Genomic DNA, 19510 nt, shown 5'->3' on the forward strand with positions numbered 1-19510 from the left:
GTCATCCTGTCGGTCGCATCCTCCTTCCTCGCCGCGTCGCGTTCAGAGCGAAAACGACGGCGAGCCCGACAAGAATGCACCCCGCCCAGGGGAGCGCCTGCAAGGAAGCGCACTCCAGGACCAGGCCTCCGGCAGCGGTCCCGAGCGCCACTCCGATATGCATGGCGGAAAGGTTGAGGCCGATGCCGGCCTCAACGGTTGCGGGATCGGCGGATATCAGGAAACTCTGCACGACGGGCGATATCATCCAGCTGATGCACGCCCAGACCGCCATGACGGCGATGAAGGCCGCCGGCGTGTCCGAAAACAGCGGAATGGCCCCGAGGGCCAGCAGGTAGAAAAACGGCGTCACGATGATTGCCATGCGCGGCGTGAGCCTGTCCGCGAGCCATCCTCCGCAATATCCGCCACTCACGCCTGCTGCGCCGAAGGCTATGAAAGCCAGCACGACATGCGGGCCTGCAATGCCGACTGTCTCGGTCAGATACGGCGCGAGATAGGCGAAAAGAACGAAGTGGCCACCGATCATCAGAATGGATACCACTTGCGCTGACAAGAGCCGGTAAGACTTCAGATGCGACTTGTAATCGGGGCCGCTTTGCAGGCGCTGCCCCATTTTCGGCAGGAAGGATTGGGCGAGCAACAGGACGATGAGCGCGGCAGATGCCAGGGCGAGAAAGACAGCACGCCAGCCGAACCATTCGTTGATCAGCATCCCCGCCGGAACACCCAGCACCATCGACCCGCTGATGCCCATGAAGATGATGCCGATCGCGCGCCCTCTCATGCCGCTGTCGACCAGTTCCGTGGCCAGCATCGTGGCGATCAGGCAAACCACGGCGCTGGCGGCGGCCATGCCGATGCGAGCGATAAACAGAACGGAGTAGCTGGGGCTGATGCCGGCAACGACGTTGCTGAATGCGAAGACCGCAAGCGCCGAAAGCATGATGCTCTTGCGTTCGAAGCGTATCGTCAGGCCAAGGGCCAAGGGTGCGGTCGGTGCGAAGGTGATCGAGAAAACCGAGGTAAGCTGTCCGGCAATCCCCACCGAGACGCCGAGGCTCGGTGCAATGGTCGGCAGGATGCCGACGATGATATTCTCCGCCGTGCCTGTGGCGAATGTCGCGAGCGCGAGAAGAAATAGCCGAAAATACATTTGCCGTTCCCTTCATGGCTATGCCATGCGGGAAGCGGTAATCCCGGCACGGCATATTGCGGAGCCGGGTTTCGAGGCAGTGCTTCGGTTATCCCTGATGCCGTCTCATAACATCGGTTTGAACCGGTGACTACGGTCTATTCGGGTTAGCCACGTTCTTCCAGACGGGCCTGAATTTGGTTCATCTGCTGGATCTCCTCGCGCTGGGCACGCGAGATTTCGGAGCAGAGCGTCACCAGTTCCGGGTCCGTCAATCCCGCTTCCCTGCACATGAGGATGGCGCCCGAGTGATGCGGGATCATCGAGGCGATAAACTGCCGGTCGCCCACCAGTGCCTGGGTGCGGGTGCCCCACAATGCGGCCAGGAACAGGATTGCAAGGCCGATATGGATGGCGGCGTTCAGCCTTCCGTTGCCGTACATGCCCCTCATCGTCGCGAGCATGATGATGCCCATCGGCGCCACCATCGTCAGAGCCATGTAGAGCATGTTGATGTTGTTTCGAAAATCGCCCCATCCGTCGATCATGGAGAACATCACCAGGTACATGACGACGAAGCTGAGGATCATGTTGACGGCGAACATGGCATACGGATGCCCGCTCATGTTTTTGTTTGCATCATGGCGATCGCGCATAGCCAACCTCCTGGAAGGGATATGCCGCCTAAACTTTCCATGTTTCGGTCTGTTCCGAATACTCATACCGCAAAGCGCTGGCGATATTCCTGGGGCGTGAGGCCGACAATACGTCCGAAGATCTTCCTGAAGGCACTGGGATCGGTATAACCGACCTCCCACGCGACCTGGTCTACCGAAGCTTTGGTGAACTGCAGGAGCTCGCGGGCCTTGTTGACGCGAAGCCGCTGGATGTAATCGCCGGTGGTAAGCCCCGTTGCCTTTTGAAAGCGCCGGATGAAGGTACGCTCCTGCAGTCCGGCTTGTGCCGCCAGGGCGGCAAGGCTCATCTGCTTTCCCTCGGTTGCCTGGAGCCAGTGCTGCACCTTGAGGATGGCCGCATCGCCGTGGTTGAGCTTGGGCGCGAATGCGCTGTAATAGCTCTGTTCCCGTCCGGGCGGATCGACAAGAAATGTCCGGGCCGTTTCGACCATGATGGTGGGACCCAGGAAGCGATCGATCAGTTTCAGGCAAAGATCTATCCAGGCCATGATGCCGCCCGCCGTCACGATGTCGCCGTCGTCGACGATCAGCCGGTCCGTGTCCAGCTCCACCTCCGGAAAACGTGAGAGAAACGGTTCCTCATAGGTCCAGTGCGTCGTGACCTTTCTCCTCGATAGAAGGCCTGTCTCGCCGAGCAGGAAAGCACCGTTGCAAACCGATCCGAGCGCCGTTCCCTCAGAATGCTGGACGCGCAGCCATTGAGCATAGCGCGCCGTCATTTCTTGCGGCAGGGGAGCCCCCAAACCGGGCGGAACGAGCAGGAAGGTGGGCCGGCCAGGTGAGGTGGGCGCCGTATCGAATATTCGGGCAGGCTCCCCCGTTTCGCCTCCGACCAGCCGCCAATGGCTCAGCCTGAGAAGGGGCTGCTCCGATTTCGCCTTTTCTCGCGCGCGCCGTTCCGCAAAGACGATCAGGTCCGTCATGCCCAGGACGGCTGCCTGCTGCGCTCCCTCATAGTCGATGATGCCGATCTCCGGCGGTTCAGCAGTCATGGCGATATTACCTTGCATTTTGTCGATATCGCCAATTCTGTAGTCCAATCGGGTCGTGTAGCCAAGTTGCATCGACAATACGGCAACAAAGGAAGAAGACATGTCCAAGCGCGCGATCATCATCGTAGATCTRCAAAAGGAATATCTATCGACAGGAAAACTTCCCCTGGTGGGGATCGATCTGGCTGTGGCCAATGCTGCAAGGGTGATCGAAGCCGCCCGCAAGTCTGGTGACAGGATCATCCATGTCCGGCACGAAGGCCTCGCCGGCTCCCCGATCTTCGTGCCGGGCACCGAGGGCGTGGAAATCCTGCCCGCCGTCGCACCGGCCGATGGCGAGGACGTCATCACTAAGAACTATCCGAATGCTTTCCGGGAAACACGGCTGAAGGAGATTCTCGATAAGGAGGGTATCCGCGACGTAACCGTGATTGGCGCGATGAGCCACGTGTGCATCGATGCCACCAGCCGGGCATCCGCCGATTTCGGCTTTGAAACGACGGTGATGGAGGATGCCTGTGCCACGAGGGACGTGGAGTTCAACGGCACGACCGTGCCGTCCGCGCAGGTCCATGCTGCCTATATGTCGGCGCTCGCCTTCGCCTATGCCAAGGTGATCGGCACGAACGCCTGGCTGTCGCGCTGAGCGCACGTCGGAACCATCAGGAAAGGAAGGAAGAACGACCTCTCGCCGAGAGTTTTTCCCTCTCGAGGGCGCGGTTCTGATGTCTGCCAAAAACCGAAAAAAAAGCGCCGGCAATCAAGCCGGCGCCCCTTTTCTATTATGCGTGCAAAGCCGCTACCGCACTGTTAGCTCAAGAGCATCCGCTGGTGGCGCCGCACGTATCGCACTTCTCGCAGGTGCCGTTCCTCACCATGGTGAAGTTCTGGCACTCGGAGCACATGTTGCCCGTGTATCCTTGCGCGATCGAGCGCATGCGCCGCTCGTTCTCCACCTTCTTGGCTTCCGCCTTTGCCGATGCGGCGTCGGCGGCGGCCTTGTCGGAGAACAGGGCGGTGGCCGCCTGCTGTTCTTCGTTCGCGACCTCCTCCAGCACCTCCTCGGCGATTTCTTCAGCCAGTTCCTTGGCGCGCTCTTCGTAGTCTCGCTTGAAGGAGACGACCTCGGAAGTGGCGATGGCCACGGTCGGCTCTAGCTTGCGGGCAGCCGAGCCGGCGAAGGAGGTAACCGTGGCGGATGCGCGGGCAGGGGCCGCGGTAGAGGCACCCTTGGCTTCCGAACCGCCGGCTGTCGCGCCGCCCTGACCTCCCTGGATCAGGGTCGGCTTGTAGCCGCGGGTCCAGCCGGTGGAGACGAGATTGGTCTTGCCTTCCTGGATGCCCTTGCCGAGCGCGGTGTTGGAGAAGTCCGACGTATCGACATGGGCGAGATCGTGACGGCCGAGATAGGAAACGGCGAGTTCGCGGAACACGTAGTCGAGAATTGATGTGGCATTCTTGATCGCGTCGTTGCCGACGACGATGCCGGCCGGCTCGAACTTGGTGAAGGTAAAGGCCTCCACATATTCCTCCAGCGGCACGCCGTACTGCAGGCCGAGCGACACGGCGATCGCGAAATTGTTCATCATGGCGCGGAAGGCAGCGCCTTCCTTATGCATGTCGATGAAGATCTCTCCGAGACGGCCGTCGCCGAATTCGCCGGTGCGCAGATAGACCTTGTGGCCGCCGACATTCGCCTTCTGGGTATAGCCCTGACGGCGGTTCGGGAGCTTCTCGCGCTCGCGGGTCACGCGCTCGATCACCCGCTCGACGATCTTTTCCGTGACGCTCACGGCCTGTGCGGCGGTCGGCTGAGCCAGCAGCTCCTCGATCGCGTCGTCGGCGTCGTCCTCATCGATAAGCGAGGCATTGAGCGGCTGCGAAAGCTTCGAGCCGTCACGGTAAAGAGCGTTCGCCTTGAGCGCCAGCTTCCAGGAGAGCATGTAGGCTGCGCCGCAATCCTCGACGGTCGCCTCGTTCGGCATGTTGATCGTCTTGGAGATCGCGCCCGAGATGAACGGCTGGGCGGCCGCCATCATGCGGATATGGCTTTCGACCGAAAGATAGCGCTTGCCGATCTTGCCGCAGGGATTGGCGCAATCGAAGACCGGCAGATGCTCGTTCTTCAGGAAGGGCGCGCCTTCCAGTGTCATCGCACCGCAGACGTGAATGTTGGCGGCGTCGATATCCTTCTTCGAAAAGCCGATATGCTCGAGCAGGTTGAAGCTCATGTCGCCGAGCTGTTCGTCGGTGACCTTCAGCACGTCCTTCAGGAAGTCGGCGCCGAGCGTCCACTGGTTGAAGACGAACTTGATGTCGAAGGCGCTCTTCAGCGCGCCGTTGACGGCCTCGATCTTCTCGTCGGTGAAGCCTTTGGCCTTCAGCGTGCCGGGGTTGATGCCGGGCGCCTGGTTGAGATTGCCGTGGCCGACGGCATAAGCTTCGATCTCGGCGATCTGGCTTTCCGAATAACCGAGCGAACGCAGCGCATCCGGAACGGCGCGGTTGATGATCTTGAAGTAGCCGCCGCCGGCGAGCTTCTTGAACTTTACGAGCGCGAAGTCGGGCTCGATGCCGGTCGTGTCGCAATCCATCACGAGGCCGATCGTGCCGGTCGGCGCGATAACGGTCGTCTGGGCGTTGCGGTAACCGTGCTTCTCACCGAGTTCCAGCGCCTTGTCCCAGGCAGCCTTGGCATGGGCTGCAAGATCCTGGTCCGGGTTTTCGGCGTGGAAGAGCGGAACCGGATTGACCGAGAGCTGCTCGTAGCCGGAGGTCTCGCCGTAGGCAGCGCGGCGATGGTTGCGCATGACGCGCAGCATGCTCTCGCGGTTCGGCGCGAAATTCGGGAAGGGACCGAGCTCGCCGGCAATTTCGGCGGACGTCGCATAGGCGATACCGGTCATGATCGCGGTGAGAGAGCCGGCGATCGCGCGGCCTTCCTTGGAGTCGTAGGCGATACCGGAGGACATCAGCAGGCCGCCGATGTTCGCGTAGCCGAGGCCGAGCGTGCGGTACTGGTAGGAGAGCTCGGCGATTTCCTTCGACGGGAACTGCGCCATCATGACCGAGATTTCGAGCACGACGGTCCACAGGCGGACGGCATGTTCGTAATCGGCGATATCGATGCGCTTCGTCGCCTTGTCCTTGAACTGCAGGAGGTTCAGGGAGGCGAGATTGCAGGCCGTGTCGTCGAGGAACATGTATTCCGAGCACGGGTTGGAGCCGCGGATCGGCCCGCCGGCCGGCGAGGTGTGCCAGTCGTTCATCGTCGTGTTGAAGTGGATGCCCGGATCGGCGGACGCCCATGCGGCATAGGAGATCTGCTCCCAGAGTTCGCGGGCCTTCAGCGTCTTCATCACCTTGCCGTCCYTGCGGGCGGTGAGGTTCCACTCTCCGTCGTTCTCGACGGCCTTGAGAAAGTCGTCCTTCAGCGAGACGGAGTTGTTGGAGTTCTGGCCGGAAACGGTCAGATAGGCTTCCGAATCCCAGTCCGTGTCATAGGTCTTGAACTCGATGTCCTTGTAACCCTGCTTGGCGAACTGAATGACGCGCTTGACGTAGTTTTCCGGAACCTGGTCCTTCTTAGCGGCGCGGATTTCGCGCTTGAGCGCCGGGTTCTTGGTCGGATCGTAGCAATCGTCGGCTTCGCCTTCGCAGTTGACGCAGGCCTTCATGATCGCCTTCAGATGCTTGGCGACGATCTTCGAGCCGGTGACGAGAGCCGCGACCTTCTGCTCTTCCTTGACCTTCCAGTTGATGTATTCCTCGATATCCGGATGGTCGATATCGACCACCACCATCTTGGCGGCGCGCCGCGTGGTGCCGCCGGACTTGATGGCGCCCGCTGCGCGGTCGCCGATCTTCAGGAAGCTCATCAGGCCGGACGAACGGCCACCGCCGGAAAGCTTTTCGCCTTCGCCGCGCAAATGCGAGAAGTTCGAGCCGGTGCCGGAACCATACTTGAAGAGGCGCGCTTCGCGGACCCAAAGATCCATGATGCCGCCTTCGTTGACGAGGTCGTCGCCGACGGACTGAATGAAGCAGGCATGCGGCTGCGGATGCTCATAGGCCGACTTGGACTTGGTGAGCTTGCCGGTGAACGGGTCGACGTAGAAATGGCCCTGGCCGGGACCGTCGATGCCATAGGCCCAATGCAGGCCGGTGTTGAACCACTGCGGGGAGTTGGGGGCAACGCGCTGGGTGGCGAGCATGTAGRCAAGCTCGTCCATGAACGCGGCGGCGTCTTCTTCGGACGTGAAGTAGCCACCCTTCCAGCCCCAGTAGGTCCAGGTGCCGGCGAGACGGGTAAAGACCTGGCGGGCGTCGGTTTCGGAACCGTAGCGCTCACCCTCGGGGAGCGCCTTCAGGGCTTCGGTGTCGGCAACGGAACGCCACAGGAAGGAGGGGACGTCGTTTTCCTCGACTTTCTTCAGGATCTTCGGCACGCCCGCCTTGCGGAAATACTTCTGGGCAAGCACGTCGGTCGCGACCTGGCTGAACTGCGCCGGCACGTCGATATCGGCCAGCCGGAAGACGATGGAGCCGTCCGGGTTGCGGATCTCGCTCACCGCCTTGCGGAATTCGATCTCCGCATAGGCGCCCTGGCCCGGCTTGGTGAAACGACGTTCTATACGCATTGCCCTATCCTCGCGTTGGCGCCCGTTTTCAGGCGCAAAGATTCTGATCCCGGCGACCGTCGATCAACGACCCGCAGCCAGTGTCCGTTCCGTTCCTTCGGTCAGGTTATCCGGAGATGGTCAACCTGTATCTTGTGGCGATGCTGGCTGCAAACACTAAATATAGTATTAACAACTTCTTTTCGCCAGTGTTTTCGTGCTTTGACAGCCCACGAAAATCAAGACAACAAAGCCCACGGCGGCGCGCGCTGGATCAAGGCGAGCCCCCGATTACGGGTACAGGATTTCGTAGATGGGAACCGGCCTCGTTAGATCCGGTCCAGTCGCCGCCGCAACATGGGAACACTGTTGTCCGAGCCAACAGATTCGTCAAGGCGTAGATTGCGACGCTTTTATAACCACAAGATATTGTGCTCGTAGACTGTGGAAAACGGGGATAGAAAAATAATCGAAGAAAGTCAGGCATTTGGACTGAGCGCTTCAAGCGGGCTCGGATGCAATCACAAAATCTTTCAACCCGCGGTCGTTCCTTTGAGGGGATATTGGCAGAGGTTCTGAGCCCCGCGCCGTAGCGCTTTGAAACAGCCCATGAATCTCGCGATCACATGAGTTCCGACAGCACCATGACGAACAGGAAGCCGCAGCCGGTGGCAATTGCGGAGGACTGCTGGAAGTGGTGCGATTCCGCTTCCGGAACGAGGTCGGTGATCGTCAGATAGAACATGCCGCCTGCTCCCATGGCGAAGAGAAAGCCTTGCGCCGGTTCCGGCACGCCTTGGAGGAAGAACCAGCCGGCCATGGCGGAGATGAAGAGCGATGCCCCGATCAGCGACGTCCATAGGGTGATTCGCCGTCTTGCATGCTCCTGTCTCTCGCTCAGCACCAGTTCTCCGATGCTCATCGCCTCGCTGATATTGTCGATGAAGATGGCAAGCCCGACGATGATAGCAATGCTCGGATCGAGCGCAGCGCCTATCCCGATCGATACACCCTCGATGAGTTCCTCCGCGCTGGTGCCGCCGGCAAGCACGGCCGTGTTGCTGCCGCGCGGTTTCAGGCGGCGGTGCATGCTCTGAACCGCCTCGTTCTGCGCCGCTTCCCGGCCGGCCATTCTCCAGCGGTTGACATAGAGGTCGAGCAGGTAAACGAGCGCAAAACCGAGAGCGAAGCCGCAGGCGGCAAGCGGGACGGAGGAGAGTTCCAGCGCCTTCGGCATCATTTCGAAGGCGAAGGTGCCTAAAAGTACGCCCGCCGCCAGGCCGACGATAAGCGACAGCAGAAGGCTGGAAGGTGCGAACCAGATGGAAAGTGCCCCGCCGAGCGGCGAGGCGAGGGCGGCGGCGAGCGACACGCCGAAAACCAACGCGAACTGACTGTCCATCCCAAACCTCGGGCCCAAACCTCGAGCGGCGGTCGACCGCAAGCGGTCAACGGTGCAGGGACGGGATTGTTTCCCCGAGGTTTTCTCGGGGACGAAGGCCCCGAATCAGCCCTTGGTGCCCTTGGCGATCGGCTCCTGATAGGTGAAGCCCATGTCCCAGGGGAAATAGATCCAAGTATCCTGGCTGACCTCGGTCACGAAAGTGTCGACCGTCGGCACGCCCTTGGGCTTGGCGTAGACGCAGGCAAAATGGGCATCCGGCAGCATGGCGCGCACTTCCGATGCGGTCTTGCCGGTGTCGGTGAGATCGTCGACGACCAGCACGCCCTTGCCCCCCTCCTTGGTGAGATCCGGGCTGATGCCCTTGAGCAGGTTCATTTCGCCCTGGTTGACGTAGTCGTGGTACGAAGCGATGCAGACCGTCTCGATCAAGCGGATGTTGAGTTCGCGCGAGATGATGGCGGCGGGCACGAGGCCGCCACGGGTGATGCAGACGATGGCGTGAAATTCCTGGTCGAGGCCGGCAAGCCGCCAGGCAAGCGCCCGGGCGTCGCGGTGGAACTGATCCCAGGAAACGGGAAAGGCTTTATCGGGAAGGGACATGTCTTTTTGCCAATTAGCGGGAGCTGCGTTGGCTCTCGCTAATAGCGGCATTCCCGCCCTGATGGCAAGACGGTGATTCGCGGCTGATGGGCATACGTTAAAGCGCTGATATCTGCTAACCTGAGCCGGAAATCATCCTGGATGCCTGGGGGATCGCATGACAAAGCATCGCATCTATTCGGTCGGCATCGCGAGCGTCTATCCCCATTATATCGCCAAGGCGGAGAAGAGGGGGCGCACGAAGGCGGAGGTCGATGAAATCATCCGTTGGCTGACGGGCCACAGCCAGGAAACTCTGGACGATCAGCTTGCGAGGAACACCAGCCTCGAGGACTTCTTCGCGCAGGCGCCTGAAATGAATCCCTCGCGATCGTTGATTACGGGCGTGGTGTGCGGCATCCGGGTGGAGGAAATTGAAGAGCCCACCATGCGGGAAATCCGCTATCTGGACAAACTGATCGACGAGCTCGCGAAGGGAAAGGCGATGGAAAAGATCCTTCGAAAATAGCCGGGCACGCTTCGGAGCCCGCCCAAAGCTCGGTGCGCGGGCTGCGTGAAGGCGTCAGCGCGAAAGGAGCGAGAGCGCCGTCATCGAATCGAGCAGGCTGCGCGTGACGCCGCCGAACAGCATCTCCCACCAGCGCGAATGGCCGTAGGCGCCCATCACGAGAAGGTCGACGCATCCCTCCGAAAGCCGGTTCTCGATCGCCGCGGAGGCCGAAAGTCCGCCGGTGTCCTGCGTGGTCAGCGTCACGTTGACGCCGTGACGGGATAGCGCGGCGGCGAGTTCCACGCCCATCATGTCGCGCATCTGGTCGCCTCTTTCGGGCGGGTCCACGCAGAAGACCTCGACGCTTTCCGCCTCCTTGAGGAGCGGCAGGGCATCGAAGGCGGCGCGCGCGGCCTCGCGCGAACCGTTCCAGGCGACTAGAACCCGGCGGATCGGCGCCGGCTGTTTCATGGTATAGGGCACCAGCAGCATGGGCCGGCCGCTTTCGAACAGGAAGGTTTCGAGATCGGCGCGATTGTCGGAGGAATGGGCGGGATCGCTCTGGCTGGCGACGATCAGGTCGACCGCACGCGCCGTTTCCATCACGGTATGAGCGCCGTAGCCGGCCGAGGAGAGGAAGCTGCGCCATTCCATGGAGACGCCGTCGTGACCGGCACGTTCCTTGAAGATGCGCTCGACTTCGGCGGTTTCTCGGTGGGCCGCCTCCTGCAGCGCCTGGACCGCCGCCGGATCGGGGATTTCCATGGGTGCGATCAGCGGCACGGCGGCCAGCGTCTCGGCGTGGACGCCGATCAGATGCCCGGAAAACTGGTCGGCGAGCGCGACAGCGAAATCGGTGATCTGGCGCGCATTGCGGGGGGTGTCGAGAACAGCGAGAATGGTCTTGTAAGCCATGGCGGTATCTCCTCAGCGACAGGTTTTTCCGGAAGGACGAAACCGGTGTCTGAGAGATAACGTGGGGCCGCCCGCGGCCCCGGTCAAGCATCAGCCACGATGAAGAAGATGCTGATGTTGTCGCAGGGTGCTGCTCAGGCGTCCGCGGTTGGATTGGTGCGCGCCTTGCTGGCCTTTATGCCTGCAATCATGTCCGCCACGGCATTGGCGGCGGCATCCAGCGCCTCCTGGTCGCGGGCGCGCACGACGATCTCCGTCGAGAAGCGCTGTCCGTCATATTTGGGGTAGGAGCCGATATTCGTCAGTGGATGAGCCTTCTGTACGGCTGTAAGCGGCGTGCCGATATCGCCTTCGCCATAGGGGCAGGGAAGGGCGCGGCTCAGCATCTTGGCGCCCGATTTCAGCGTTGGCAGCACGTTGTCGATCATCGCCTGGAAGACCTGCGGCACACCGGCCATCACATGGACATTGCCGATCGCGAAACCGGGAGCGGTCGAAACTGGGTTCGGAATGTGCCGGGCGCCTTCCGGCATGCGCGCCATGCGCTGGCGTGCCTCGGTGAATTCCATTTCGCGGCGCCTGTACATCTCGGCGAGCAGGCGCATGGCCTCTGGGTCGTGAATGCAGGGAACGCCGAAAGCCTTGGAAACCGCATCCGCCGTGATGTCGTCATGGGTCGGGCCGATGCCGCCGGACGTGAAGACGTAATCGTACCGGCCGCGCAGCGCGTTCAATGCTTCGACGATCGCCTCTTCCTCGTCCGGAACGATCCGCACTTCCTTCAGGTCGATGCCGGAAAGCGTCAGCACATCGGCGAGGTGGCCGATATTCTTGTCCTTGGTGCGGCCGGAAAGAAGTTCGTCGCCGATGGCAAGCATCGCGGCGGTGACGATAGTCGTATCGGGCATGGCGTCCTCCGTGGTCGGATGATGCTCTACGCCGAAATCGCCGGGCGCAGAAGTGGTTTCCTTCACCAGACGGCAAGATTGCCCGGCTGTCATGATTTTGTGACCGCCGCTTGGGAAGCGTTGTCAAAAATCGAACGGTGCGTTGAGCGAGCCAAGGCTGTCCGCATTCAGCGAACTTGCTACATCTTTTATCGAGATACCGAATACGCATTCCACACAAAACGGAGACATGTGATGGCAAAGGTTCTGGTTCTTTATTATTCCGCCTACGGTCATATCGAGAAGATGGCCTATGCCATGGCGGAAGGCGCCAGGTCGGCGGGCGCAGAGGTGGACGTCAAGCGCGTTCCCGAACTCGTTCCGGAAGATGTCGCCAAGGCTTCCCATTACAAGCTCGACCAGCAGGCGCCGATCGCCACCGTCGACGAGCTGGCGAATTACGACGCGATCATCGTCGGCGCCGGCACCCGTTTCGGTACCGTCGCCTCGCAGATGCGCAATTTCTGGGATCAGACCGGCGGCCTCTGGGCCAAGGGCGCGCTGGTGGGCAAGGTCGGCTCCGTCTTCACCTCGTCCGCGACCCAGCATGGCGGCCAGGAATCGACCATCCTGACCTTCATCCCGACGCTGCTCCATCAGGGGCTGGTCGTTGTCGGCCTGCCTTACTCCTTTGCCGGCCAGTCGGGCCTGGATGAGATCAAGGGCGGCTCGCCTTATGGTGCGAGCACGATCACCGGCAGCGACGGTTCCCGCCAGCCCTCCGATGTGGAACTGGAAGCGGCGCGGTATCAGGGCGCGCATGTGGCGAAGATCGCCGGCAAGCTCGCCGCCTGAATCTTTCATCCCACTCGAATCAAAAAGGGCGCGGCACATGAGTTGCCGCGCCCTCTTGTCGTGATGGACTCAGCTGAAATGGGAGGCTCAGGAGAGAAATGTCCAGGCCGGAACGGTGGCGAGCGCCGTCAGCGACACGCAGAAGGCTGCGATCTTCAGCCGTTTGATCCTCGTCGTTCTGACGCCTGTCCAATCATACTGCATTCGGGATCCTCATGATGCTCGGCAAACCATCGCCCGCCTAATTTAGAGGGCGCTTATTGTTGGCGAGGCTTGCGCGAAGCTTGCGGGTGCCCGGCGGGAATTGAAGCGGGCCGGCGTCTCGGGATCAAAAATATCCCCGCGCCAGCCCATGCCGCGGCCACGCCGGAGGGGAGCAGCAGCCCGCAGCAAGAGAAGGTTGTAGCGGCGGCCCATTTGGTTCCAGAGGCGTCAACGGACGTGGTGAACGAACGGTAAATTTCCACAGCTATGTGCCATTGTGGGACAGATATGCTCTTTGCCAAAGCCGCGTGGGCGGAAGCCGATGCCAAAACGAGAGTGCGAGACGCTTGCCGAATCGCGGAAGCCTCGGGCTGCTCACAAATGGGACTGCGGTAGAAGGGGGTGTCCTGCTCGCACGGCAAGGCTGGTGCGGACGGCGGGGATCGAACCCGCATGACCGAAGTCGAGAGATTTTAAGTCTCTTGCGTCTACCAGTTTCGCCACGTCCGCGAGGCGAAATTTCAATATCTTGGCGGAATGCGAAAGGGAAGGGCTGCGGGTCAGGAAAGGTGTTCGGCAAGCCGGTCCGGCAGGAAGCGAATCTGAGAAATCGCGACCTGCCTCAATGCCGCCAGAAGATCGGGGTGAGCAGTACGAGCACGGTGAGGATTTCGAGGCGCCCGAGCAGCATCATCAACGAAAGCAGGTAGAGCGCCGGATCGCTGATGGTCGAGAAATTGCCGACCGGACCGATGATCGGACCGATGCCGGGGCCGACATTCGAAAGCGCGGTGATGACGCCCGACATCGACGTGAGGATATCGTAGCCGAGTGCCGCCATGGCGACGCTGCCCGCCACCCACAGGAAGAGATAGAGGCTGACGAAAAGGAAGACGCCGCGTTGGGTTTCCGCGTCCACCGTCAGGTTGCCGTAGCGCACGATATGAACCGCATTGGGGTAAATCAGCTTGGCAAGCCCGGCCCGCACCACGTTGAAGATGATGACGAATCGGTACGCCTTGATGCCGCCGGCAGTCGAGCCCGAGCAGCCTCCCATGAACGTTGCGAAGAAGGCGGCGAGCACCGCGAACGGTCCCCAAAGCGTATAATCGTCGCTGGAGAAGCCGCCGGTAGAGAGAATGGAAGTGATGTTGAAGAACGCATGAATGAGGGCGTCATCCAACTCCACGCCATTCTTGAGGTGGTGATAGACACCGACGGCCACCGAAATGGCGACGAGGTATCCGAGGAAGACAACGATCTGCGGATCGCGCAGCGTGTCCAGCCTGCCGCGCACCGCGAGAAGGATGATGACCGAGAACGGCAGGCTGCAGATCGCCAGGAAGATCGTGCCGATGACCAGGATCGCGCTGTTGTCCTTGAAATAGCCGAACGAAGCGTCATGCGTCGAAAATCCTGCCGTCGCCACTGTCGACATGGCATGGTTCAGCGCGTCGAAGCGGCTCATCCCGGCAAAGTCGTAGGCGACCGCGCAGGAGATCGTCAGGAGCACATAGACCGCGAGGAAGGCGCGGGTGAAGCTCGCAAGCCGCGCGAAAGGCTTCTCGTTCGAAGTTTCGGATGATTCGAGCTTGAAGATCGACATGCCGCCGACCCGCAGAAACGGCAGGATGAAAAGACCGAGGCCGACGATGCCGATGCCGCCGAGCCAGGTGAGCAGCGAACGCCACAAAAGGATGCCTGGCGGCAGGTTGTCGAGCCCCACGATCACGGTGGAGCCGGTCGTGGTGATGCCGGAGACCGATTCGAACAGCGCCTGCGCGAAGGTCGTCTTGTATTCCGCGAGATAGAGGGGAATGGCCCCGACGATGGAGAAGACCAGCCACAGCACGTTGACCAGCAGGAAGCCGAAGCGTTTGTTGAAGACCGGAGGCGGTCCGCGCGTCGCGAGCGCCGCGGCCGCCGAAAACCCGCCGACCATCAGGCCGGAAAGCGCGAAGACCTGCCAATCGTCGTGGCCGTAATAGAGATCGAACATCGCCGGCAGGAACATGGCGATGGAAAGATAGAGACCGCAAAGGGCCGCGATATAGACGGTGGGCCGGAGAAGACTGCCGTTCAAGAAGAGATTCCGCGTTTCGTGCCGATGCCGTCGCCGTGGAAAGAAACTTTGTCTCTCCCGGTTGCCTATGGCATAGCGGGAGCATCTCAGGATTTCAATGGACCGATGACCGTGAACAGATCGGATGTGGATGAAGCGAGGACGGCGCTGCGGGAGATATTCCCGGAAACGCCTCTGCAGTTGAACGAACACCTCAGCCGCCGCTACGGCGCGGAAATATGGCTGAAGCGCGAAGACCTTTCGCCGGTGCGCTCCTACAAGATACGCGGCGCCTTCAACTTCTTCCGCAAGGTGATCGCCGCCGGAGCCTCGGGCAAGACCTTCGTTTGCGCCTCGGCGGGCAACCACGCCCAGGGTTTCGCCTTCGTCTGCCGGCATTTCCAGGTGCCGGGCGTCGTCTTCATGCCGGTGACCACGCCGCAGCAGAAGATCGACAAGACGCGCATCTTCGGCGGCGAGTTCATCACCATCCGTCTCGTCGGCGATATTTTCGACCAGTGCTATGCGGCGGCGCGCGCGCATGTGGAAGAAGTTGCCGGCCTCATGGTGCCGCCCTTCGACGATCTCGACATCATCGAGGGCCAGGCGACCGTCGCCGCCGAAGTTCTCGATCAGCTCTCGGAAGGCACGGTGCCCGATCTCGTCGTCATGCCGGTCGGGGGAGGAGGGCTTTCCTCAGGCATGACTGGCTATCTGAAGGACGTCGTCGCTCCGGAAGGTTTCGTCTTCACCGAGCCGGCGGGAGCACCGAGCCTGAAGAAGAGCCTGGAGGCGAAGGAGCCGGTGACGCTTGCCAAGGTCGACAATTTCGTCGACGGCGCGGCGGTGGCGCGGATCGGTGATCTCAATTTCGAAGCGCTCAAGGAATTTTCACCGAATCAGGTTCTGCTTCTTCCGGAAAACGCCATCTGCGTGACGATCGGCGAGATGCTGAACGTGGAAGGCGTAGTGTTGGAACCGGCGGGTGCGCTCTCCATCACGGCGCTGGAGGCGCTCGGGGCGGAACGGCTCAAGGGCAAGACGGTTATCTGTGTCGTTTCGGGCGGCAATTTCGATTTCGAACGCCTGCCGGACGTCAAGGAACGCGCCATGCGTTATGCGGGCGTGAAGAAATACTTTATCCTCCGCATGCCGCAGCGCCCCGGCGCGCTGCGCGATTTCCTCAATCTGCTTGGTCCGGAGGATGATATCTCCCGCTTCGAATACCTGAAAAAGTCGGCGCGGAACTTCGGGTCCATCCTGATCGGCATCGAAACGTCGCGACCGGAGAATTTCTCCGCCCTGATTGAGCGTCTCGAGGCCGCTGGCATGGGCTATGAGGACATCACCGAGAACGACCTCCTCGCAAGCTTCATCATCTGAAGTATCAGCGCCGGCAGATCGCCGGCGCTGCGGCACGCGAGCAGAAGCCTCGGCGTTCGACCTCGGGACGCGCGGCCTCGATCCGGTTCGTCCAGACGAGGCCGGGAAAGCCGGCCGGCACCAGGTTCCAGCTTTCCGCATCGTCTATGCCGGAAGTGCCCGCATCGCCCGCCTCGTACGGCCCCATCAGTATGACGTCGGAACCGGCCGCCTGCATGCGCGCATAGAACCGCTCCGGCCATCCCCAGAGAAGGAAGGCGTAATTGGCGGGCACGGCCACAAGCGTGTTGCGGCAGTCTTCCGGCACATGGCCGCTCCAGCCGAGCGCGAGATAGTTGACGAGGCAGGATTTGGCGCTGCGGTTGGAAAAGCCCGGCATGTTTTCGACGAGCGCAACCGTCCTTTCGGTCGGCTCGCCGCCGCCATAGACGCCGAAGACCGCCTGCCGGAATGCGGGCTCGGCGGAAAGCATGGCGGCGAGCGCTTCACCCTCTTCCGTGCGGCGGCTCTTGAAGTTGACGAGGAAGCGCCCTTCGGGAAGCGCCCGGAAAACCTCCGGCAGCGTCGGCATCAGGCCGACGCCCTGGCCGCGGAAGGGGAAGGTCGCGCCACCGTCGGCCGTATAGCCGTAGCCGATGTCCAGCGCCTTCAGATCGGTCATCGGCGTTTCCTCGGTCACGCCGGTGCCGTTGGTCCGGCAGTCGAGCGTCCAGTCGTGGAAGACGGCGAATTGCTTGTCCGGCGTCAGATGCACATCCAGCTCCACCACGTCCGCCCCGGCGTCGAAAGCGGCGCGCATGGAGGGAATGGTGTTTTCAAGGAAACCGTGCGTCGGCGGCAGCATGCGATTTGCCGTGCAAGTGTCGCTCGCGAGATCGGTGCGGTCGAAGAGCTGGTGCTGGCCGCGATGGGCGATCAGTCTGAGCGGCTCGTCTTCCGGAAACCGCGAGAAGAGTGAGGTATTGCCAGCCCAGAGCGCAAGCGCGGCGACGGCAGGCACTGCAAGGATGACTTTCCACTTCATGAAAGCTCCGAATCGATTCTCAAAAAGATGAGACTTCGTCGGATACGATTGCGACTTTTCCGGGAACTGTACACTTCCGGCATGGCCCGGAATGTGGTAGGCAGCCGCCATGGCTTCATTCCTGTCCAATATCCTGTCGATGTTCTCGGGTGGCTCCAAGGATGCCGCTTCCGCAACCTCCTCCGCCGAGCCGCAGGCTTATGGCGATTGCACTATCCATGCGACGCCGATCCGCGAAGGCAACCAGTTCCGCCTGGCGGGCCGCATCGAGAAGGAAGTAAACGGCGAGGTGCTCGTCAGGAACTTCGTTCGTGCCGACGTTTTCACCTCCATGGACGACGCGGTCGAGTTCACGGTTCGCAAGGCCCAGCAGATCATCGACCAGAACGGCGTTTCGCTGTTTGCCGACGGCGAAAAATCCCGCTCCGCTTAAACAAGCTTACAGTTCTCAAATGCAATAACGGCCGGGACGAGGTCCAGGGCCGTCATTGGCTTGGGCGGGGCAGGGAAGTGGTTAGGCGGCCAGTGCGAGCTCTTCCGAGCGGGCCTGTGCGGCGGCGATCGCCTTCTCGGCCGCTTCCGGACCGAAGGCCACGCCTTCGACATAGATGACTTCGATATCGGTCATGCCCATGAAACCGAGCACCGTCTTGAGATAGGGCACGGCGTGGTTCATGCCGGCTGCAGGGCCTTCCGAATAGACGCCGCCTGCGGAGAGAACGACATAGACCTTCTTGCCGGAGGCGAGGCCGATCGGGCCGTTTTCGGTGTAGCGGAAGGTGAGGCCGGCGCGGGCCACGTTGTCGATCCAGCTTTTCAGCGTGGAGTAGATGTTGAAGTTGATGAGGCCGGTGGCGATGACGACCGTATCGGCCGCCATGAGTTCGTCCACAAGCTTGTCGGAATATTCGGCGGCTGCGGCTTCCTCCGCGTTGCGAGCTTCCGCCGGCTTGCGGATGGCCGATGTGGTCACCGTATCGAGATGCGGTATCGGGTTGGCGCCGAGGTCGCGATGGACAACGGAGGTACCATTGCCTTTGGCGCTGAGCGTGTTGGCGAGATCGATCGCCACCTTGCTGGAAAGCGATTCGTCGCCGCGCGGACTGGAGGTGACGAGCAGAATGGAGGACATGTTCTTCTTCCTTGCCTGAAGTCTTGGGAGTGGTGAACGAGGCGATGCACCGTTGCTTCGATCAGGAAGATAGGTGTGGACTGCTATCGATAAAACTGGGATAATATCGAAGTCTTTTATCGATAATTTGGATGAAGCCGATGGATGCCAATCCAACCCTCGACCAGCTGCAGGTATTCCTGGCCGTTGCCGAAACCGGCAGCTTCTCCGCCGCCTCGCGCCAGCTCAACCGCGCGCAATCGGTGGTGAGCTATACCATTTCCAATCTCGAGGCGCAGCTGGAAGTGCCGCTGTTCGAGCGCGGCGGCGCGCGCCAGCCGAAGCTGACGGAAGCCGGCAAGGCCATGTTGACGGATGCGCGCCGCATCGTCGCCGACCTTCAGGTCATGCGCGCCCGCGCCAAGAGCATCAAGCAGGGTCTGGAGGCGCAGGTCTCTCTGGCCATCAGCATCATGGTGCCGTCGGAAGCGGTGGTTGCGACGCTCCGCGGCTTCCGCGAAAAATTTCCCGCCGTTTCGCTCAATCTCAATGTCGGCGAGCTCGGCATGGTGATGGGGATGGTGATCGACGGCAAGGCCGATGTGGGTATCGGCGGCGCGCTGTTGAAGCAGGACGATTCCGTTACTGCGGAAAAGATCGGCCATTCCTTCATGTTGCCGGTGGCCGCGGCCGATCACCCTCTCGGGCGGATCGAGCGGCCATTGACGCTTGCCGACGTGCGCGAGGAAGTGCAGCTCGTCGTGACGGATGCATCCGGCTTGACGACCGGGCGCGATTTCAACGTGCTTTCCTATAAAACCTGGCGCGTTAGCGACATCGCCACCAAGCACCAGCTCATAAGGGGCGGTCTCGGTTGGGGCGGGCTGCCGGCTTCGCTTGTTCGGAAGGATATCCTGAAAGGCAAGCTTGTTGCCTTGAAGCTCGACGCCTACGAACAGGGCGAATATCCGCTCTATGCGCTTCGCAGAGCCTCCAATCCGCCCGGGCCGGCGGCAAGCTGGCTGGTTGATGCCTTCCGCAAAAAGCTTTCGGCATGTCCCAACCATGCCGATTTCACGGCGATGCTGGAGAGCAACGCCGCGAAAGATATGCCGGTTGCGGCCGAATAG

17 protein-coding genes and 1 tRNA gene are annotated in these 19510 nt (G+C 61.3%); 6 read left to right on the plus strand and 12 right to left on the minus strand.

All coding sequences use genetic code 11. The features are described 5' to 3' along the window. Nucleotide 1: 1 nt before the first annotated feature. The 3 genes from LCM4573_RS23615 to LCM4573_RS23625 form a co-directional block, all read right to left on the minus strand. Nucleotides 2–1156 carry an MFS transporter gene (locus LCM4573_RS23615; protein ID WP_071008910.1) on the minus strand — a complete coding sequence of 385 codons (1155 nt, stop codon included), beginning with the start codon at nucleotides 1154–1156 and terminating at the stop codon, nucleotides 2–4. 146 nt (nucleotides 1157–1302) lie between these two features. After that, the gene (locus tag LCM4573_RS23620) at nucleotides 1303–1791 is read right to left on the minus strand and encodes a DUF305 domain-containing protein (RefSeq protein ID WP_071008912.1); all 489 of its coding nucleotides are present in this window, start codon (nucleotides 1789–1791) and stop codon (nucleotides 1303–1305) included. Nucleotides 1792–1853: 62 nt separating this feature from the next. Beyond that, entirely contained in the window at nucleotides 1854–2825 is a 972-nt protein-coding gene (locus LCM4573_RS23625) for a GlxA family transcriptional regulator (RefSeq protein ID WP_071009218.1), read from the minus strand. Between the two features lie 100 nt (nucleotides 2826–2925). Here LCM4573_RS23625 and LCM4573_RS23630 point away from each other — a divergent pair, with 100 nt between their 5' ends. Further along, nucleotides 2926–3471 carry a cysteine hydrolase family protein gene (locus tag LCM4573_RS23630; RefSeq protein ID WP_071008914.1) on the plus strand — a complete coding sequence of 182 codons (546 nt, stop codon included), beginning with the start codon at nucleotides 2926–2928 and terminating at the stop codon, nucleotides 3469–3471. 169 nt (nucleotides 3472–3640) lie between these two features. Here the strand turns inward: LCM4573_RS23630 and LCM4573_RS23635 are convergent, their stop codons facing one another. The 3 genes from LCM4573_RS23635 to gpt form a co-directional block, all read right to left on the minus strand. Next, the gene (locus LCM4573_RS23635) at nucleotides 3641–7465 is read right to left on the minus strand and encodes a vitamin B12-dependent ribonucleotide reductase (protein ID WP_071008916.1); all 3825 of its coding nucleotides are present in this window, start codon (nucleotides 7463–7465) and stop codon (nucleotides 3641–3643) included. A gap of 601 nt (nucleotides 7466–8066) precedes the next feature. Further along, nucleotides 8067–8846, minus strand: coding sequence for a ZIP family metal transporter (locus LCM4573_RS23640; RefSeq protein WP_071008918.1), 780 nt, complete (start codon nucleotides 8844–8846; stop codon nucleotides 8067–8069). 105 nt (nucleotides 8847–8951) lie between these two features. Then, the gene (gene gpt, locus LCM4573_RS23645; RefSeq protein ID WP_071008920.1) at nucleotides 8952–9449 is read right to left on the minus strand and encodes a xanthine phosphoribosyltransferase; all 498 of its coding nucleotides are present in this window, start codon (nucleotides 9447–9449) and stop codon (nucleotides 8952–8954) included. Nucleotides 9450–9606: 157 nt separating this feature from the next. Between gpt and LCM4573_RS23650 the strand changes: the two genes are divergently transcribed. Further along, complete coding sequence (locus LCM4573_RS23650) at nucleotides 9607–9957, plus strand: DUF2200 domain-containing protein (protein ID WP_071008921.1); 351 nt, start codon at nucleotides 9607–9609, stop codon at nucleotides 9955–9957. Nucleotides 9958–10011: 54 nt separating this feature from the next. Here the strand turns inward: LCM4573_RS23650 and LCM4573_RS23655 are convergent, their stop codons facing one another. Both LCM4573_RS23655 and LCM4573_RS23660 read right to left on the minus strand, forming a co-directional pair. Next, complete coding sequence (locus LCM4573_RS23655; RefSeq protein ID WP_071008923.1) at nucleotides 10012–10854, minus strand: universal stress protein; 843 nt, start codon at nucleotides 10852–10854, stop codon at nucleotides 10012–10014. Between the two features lie 134 nt (nucleotides 10855–10988). Then, nucleotides 10989–11762, minus strand: a complete 774-nt coding sequence (locus tag LCM4573_RS23660) for a competence/damage-inducible protein A (protein WP_071009219.1) — start codon at nucleotides 11760–11762, stop codon at nucleotides 10989–10991. A 234-nt stretch (nucleotides 11763–11996) separates the two neighbouring features. On the opposite strand from LCM4573_RS23660, the gene wrbA reads away from it, so the two are divergent. Then, nucleotides 11997–12596: an NAD(P)H:quinone oxidoreductase gene (wrbA, locus tag LCM4573_RS23665; protein WP_071008924.1), complete on the plus strand. Its 600-nt coding sequence runs from the start codon at nucleotides 11997–11999 to the stop codon at nucleotides 12594–12596. Nucleotides 12597–13225: 629 nt separating this feature from the next. Here the strand turns inward: wrbA and LCM4573_RS23670 are convergent. After that, a tRNA-Leu gene (locus LCM4573_RS23670) sits at nucleotides 13226–13310 on the minus strand. A 112-nt stretch (nucleotides 13311–13422) separates the two neighbouring features. Next, a complete protein-coding gene (locus LCM4573_RS23675; RefSeq protein WP_071008926.1) occupies nucleotides 13423–14883 on the minus strand; it encodes a TrkH family potassium uptake protein in 1461 nt (486 codons plus the stop codon). 111 nt (nucleotides 14884–14994) lie between these two features. Here LCM4573_RS23675 and ilvA point away from each other — a divergent pair, with 111 nt between their 5' ends. Then, nucleotides 14995–16245 carry a threonine ammonia-lyase gene (gene ilvA, locus LCM4573_RS23680; protein ID WP_071009220.1) on the plus strand — a complete coding sequence of 417 codons (1251 nt, stop codon included), beginning with the start codon at nucleotides 14995–14997 and terminating at the stop codon, nucleotides 16243–16245. A gap of 4 nt (nucleotides 16246–16249) precedes the next feature. On the opposite strand, the gene LCM4573_RS23685 is transcribed toward ilvA, so the two are convergent. Beyond that, the gene (locus LCM4573_RS23685; protein WP_071009221.1) at nucleotides 16250–17269 is read right to left on the minus strand and encodes a glycerophosphodiester phosphodiesterase family protein; all 1020 of its coding nucleotides are present in this window, start codon (nucleotides 17267–17269) and stop codon (nucleotides 16250–16252) included. A 109-nt stretch (nucleotides 17270–17378) separates the two neighbouring features. On the opposite strand from LCM4573_RS23685, the gene LCM4573_RS23690 reads away from it, so the two are divergent. Further along, on the plus strand, nucleotides 17379–17702 hold the full coding sequence (locus tag LCM4573_RS23690; RefSeq protein ID WP_071008928.1) for an HlyU family transcriptional regulator: 324 nt from the start codon (nucleotides 17379–17381) through the stop codon (nucleotides 17700–17702). An 81-nt stretch (nucleotides 17703–17783) separates the two neighbouring features. On the opposite strand, the gene LCM4573_RS23695 is transcribed toward LCM4573_RS23690, so the two are convergent. Beyond that, nucleotides 17784–18401, minus strand: a complete 618-nt coding sequence (locus LCM4573_RS23695; protein ID WP_071008930.1) for an FMN-dependent NADH-azoreductase — start codon at nucleotides 18399–18401, stop codon at nucleotides 17784–17786. Between the two features lie 140 nt (nucleotides 18402–18541). Between LCM4573_RS23695 and LCM4573_RS23700 the strand changes: the two genes are divergently transcribed. Then, the gene (locus LCM4573_RS23700) at nucleotides 18542–19510 is read left to right on the plus strand and encodes a LysR family transcriptional regulator (protein WP_071009222.1); all 969 of its coding nucleotides are present in this window, start codon (nucleotides 18542–18544) and stop codon (nucleotides 19508–19510) included.

Origin of the sequence: Rhizobium sp. LCM 4573 (assembly GCF_001854865.1) — a bacterium.
In the GTDB taxonomy this organism is placed as follows: Bacteria; Pseudomonadota; Alphaproteobacteria; order Rhizobiales; family Rhizobiaceae; genus Neorhizobium.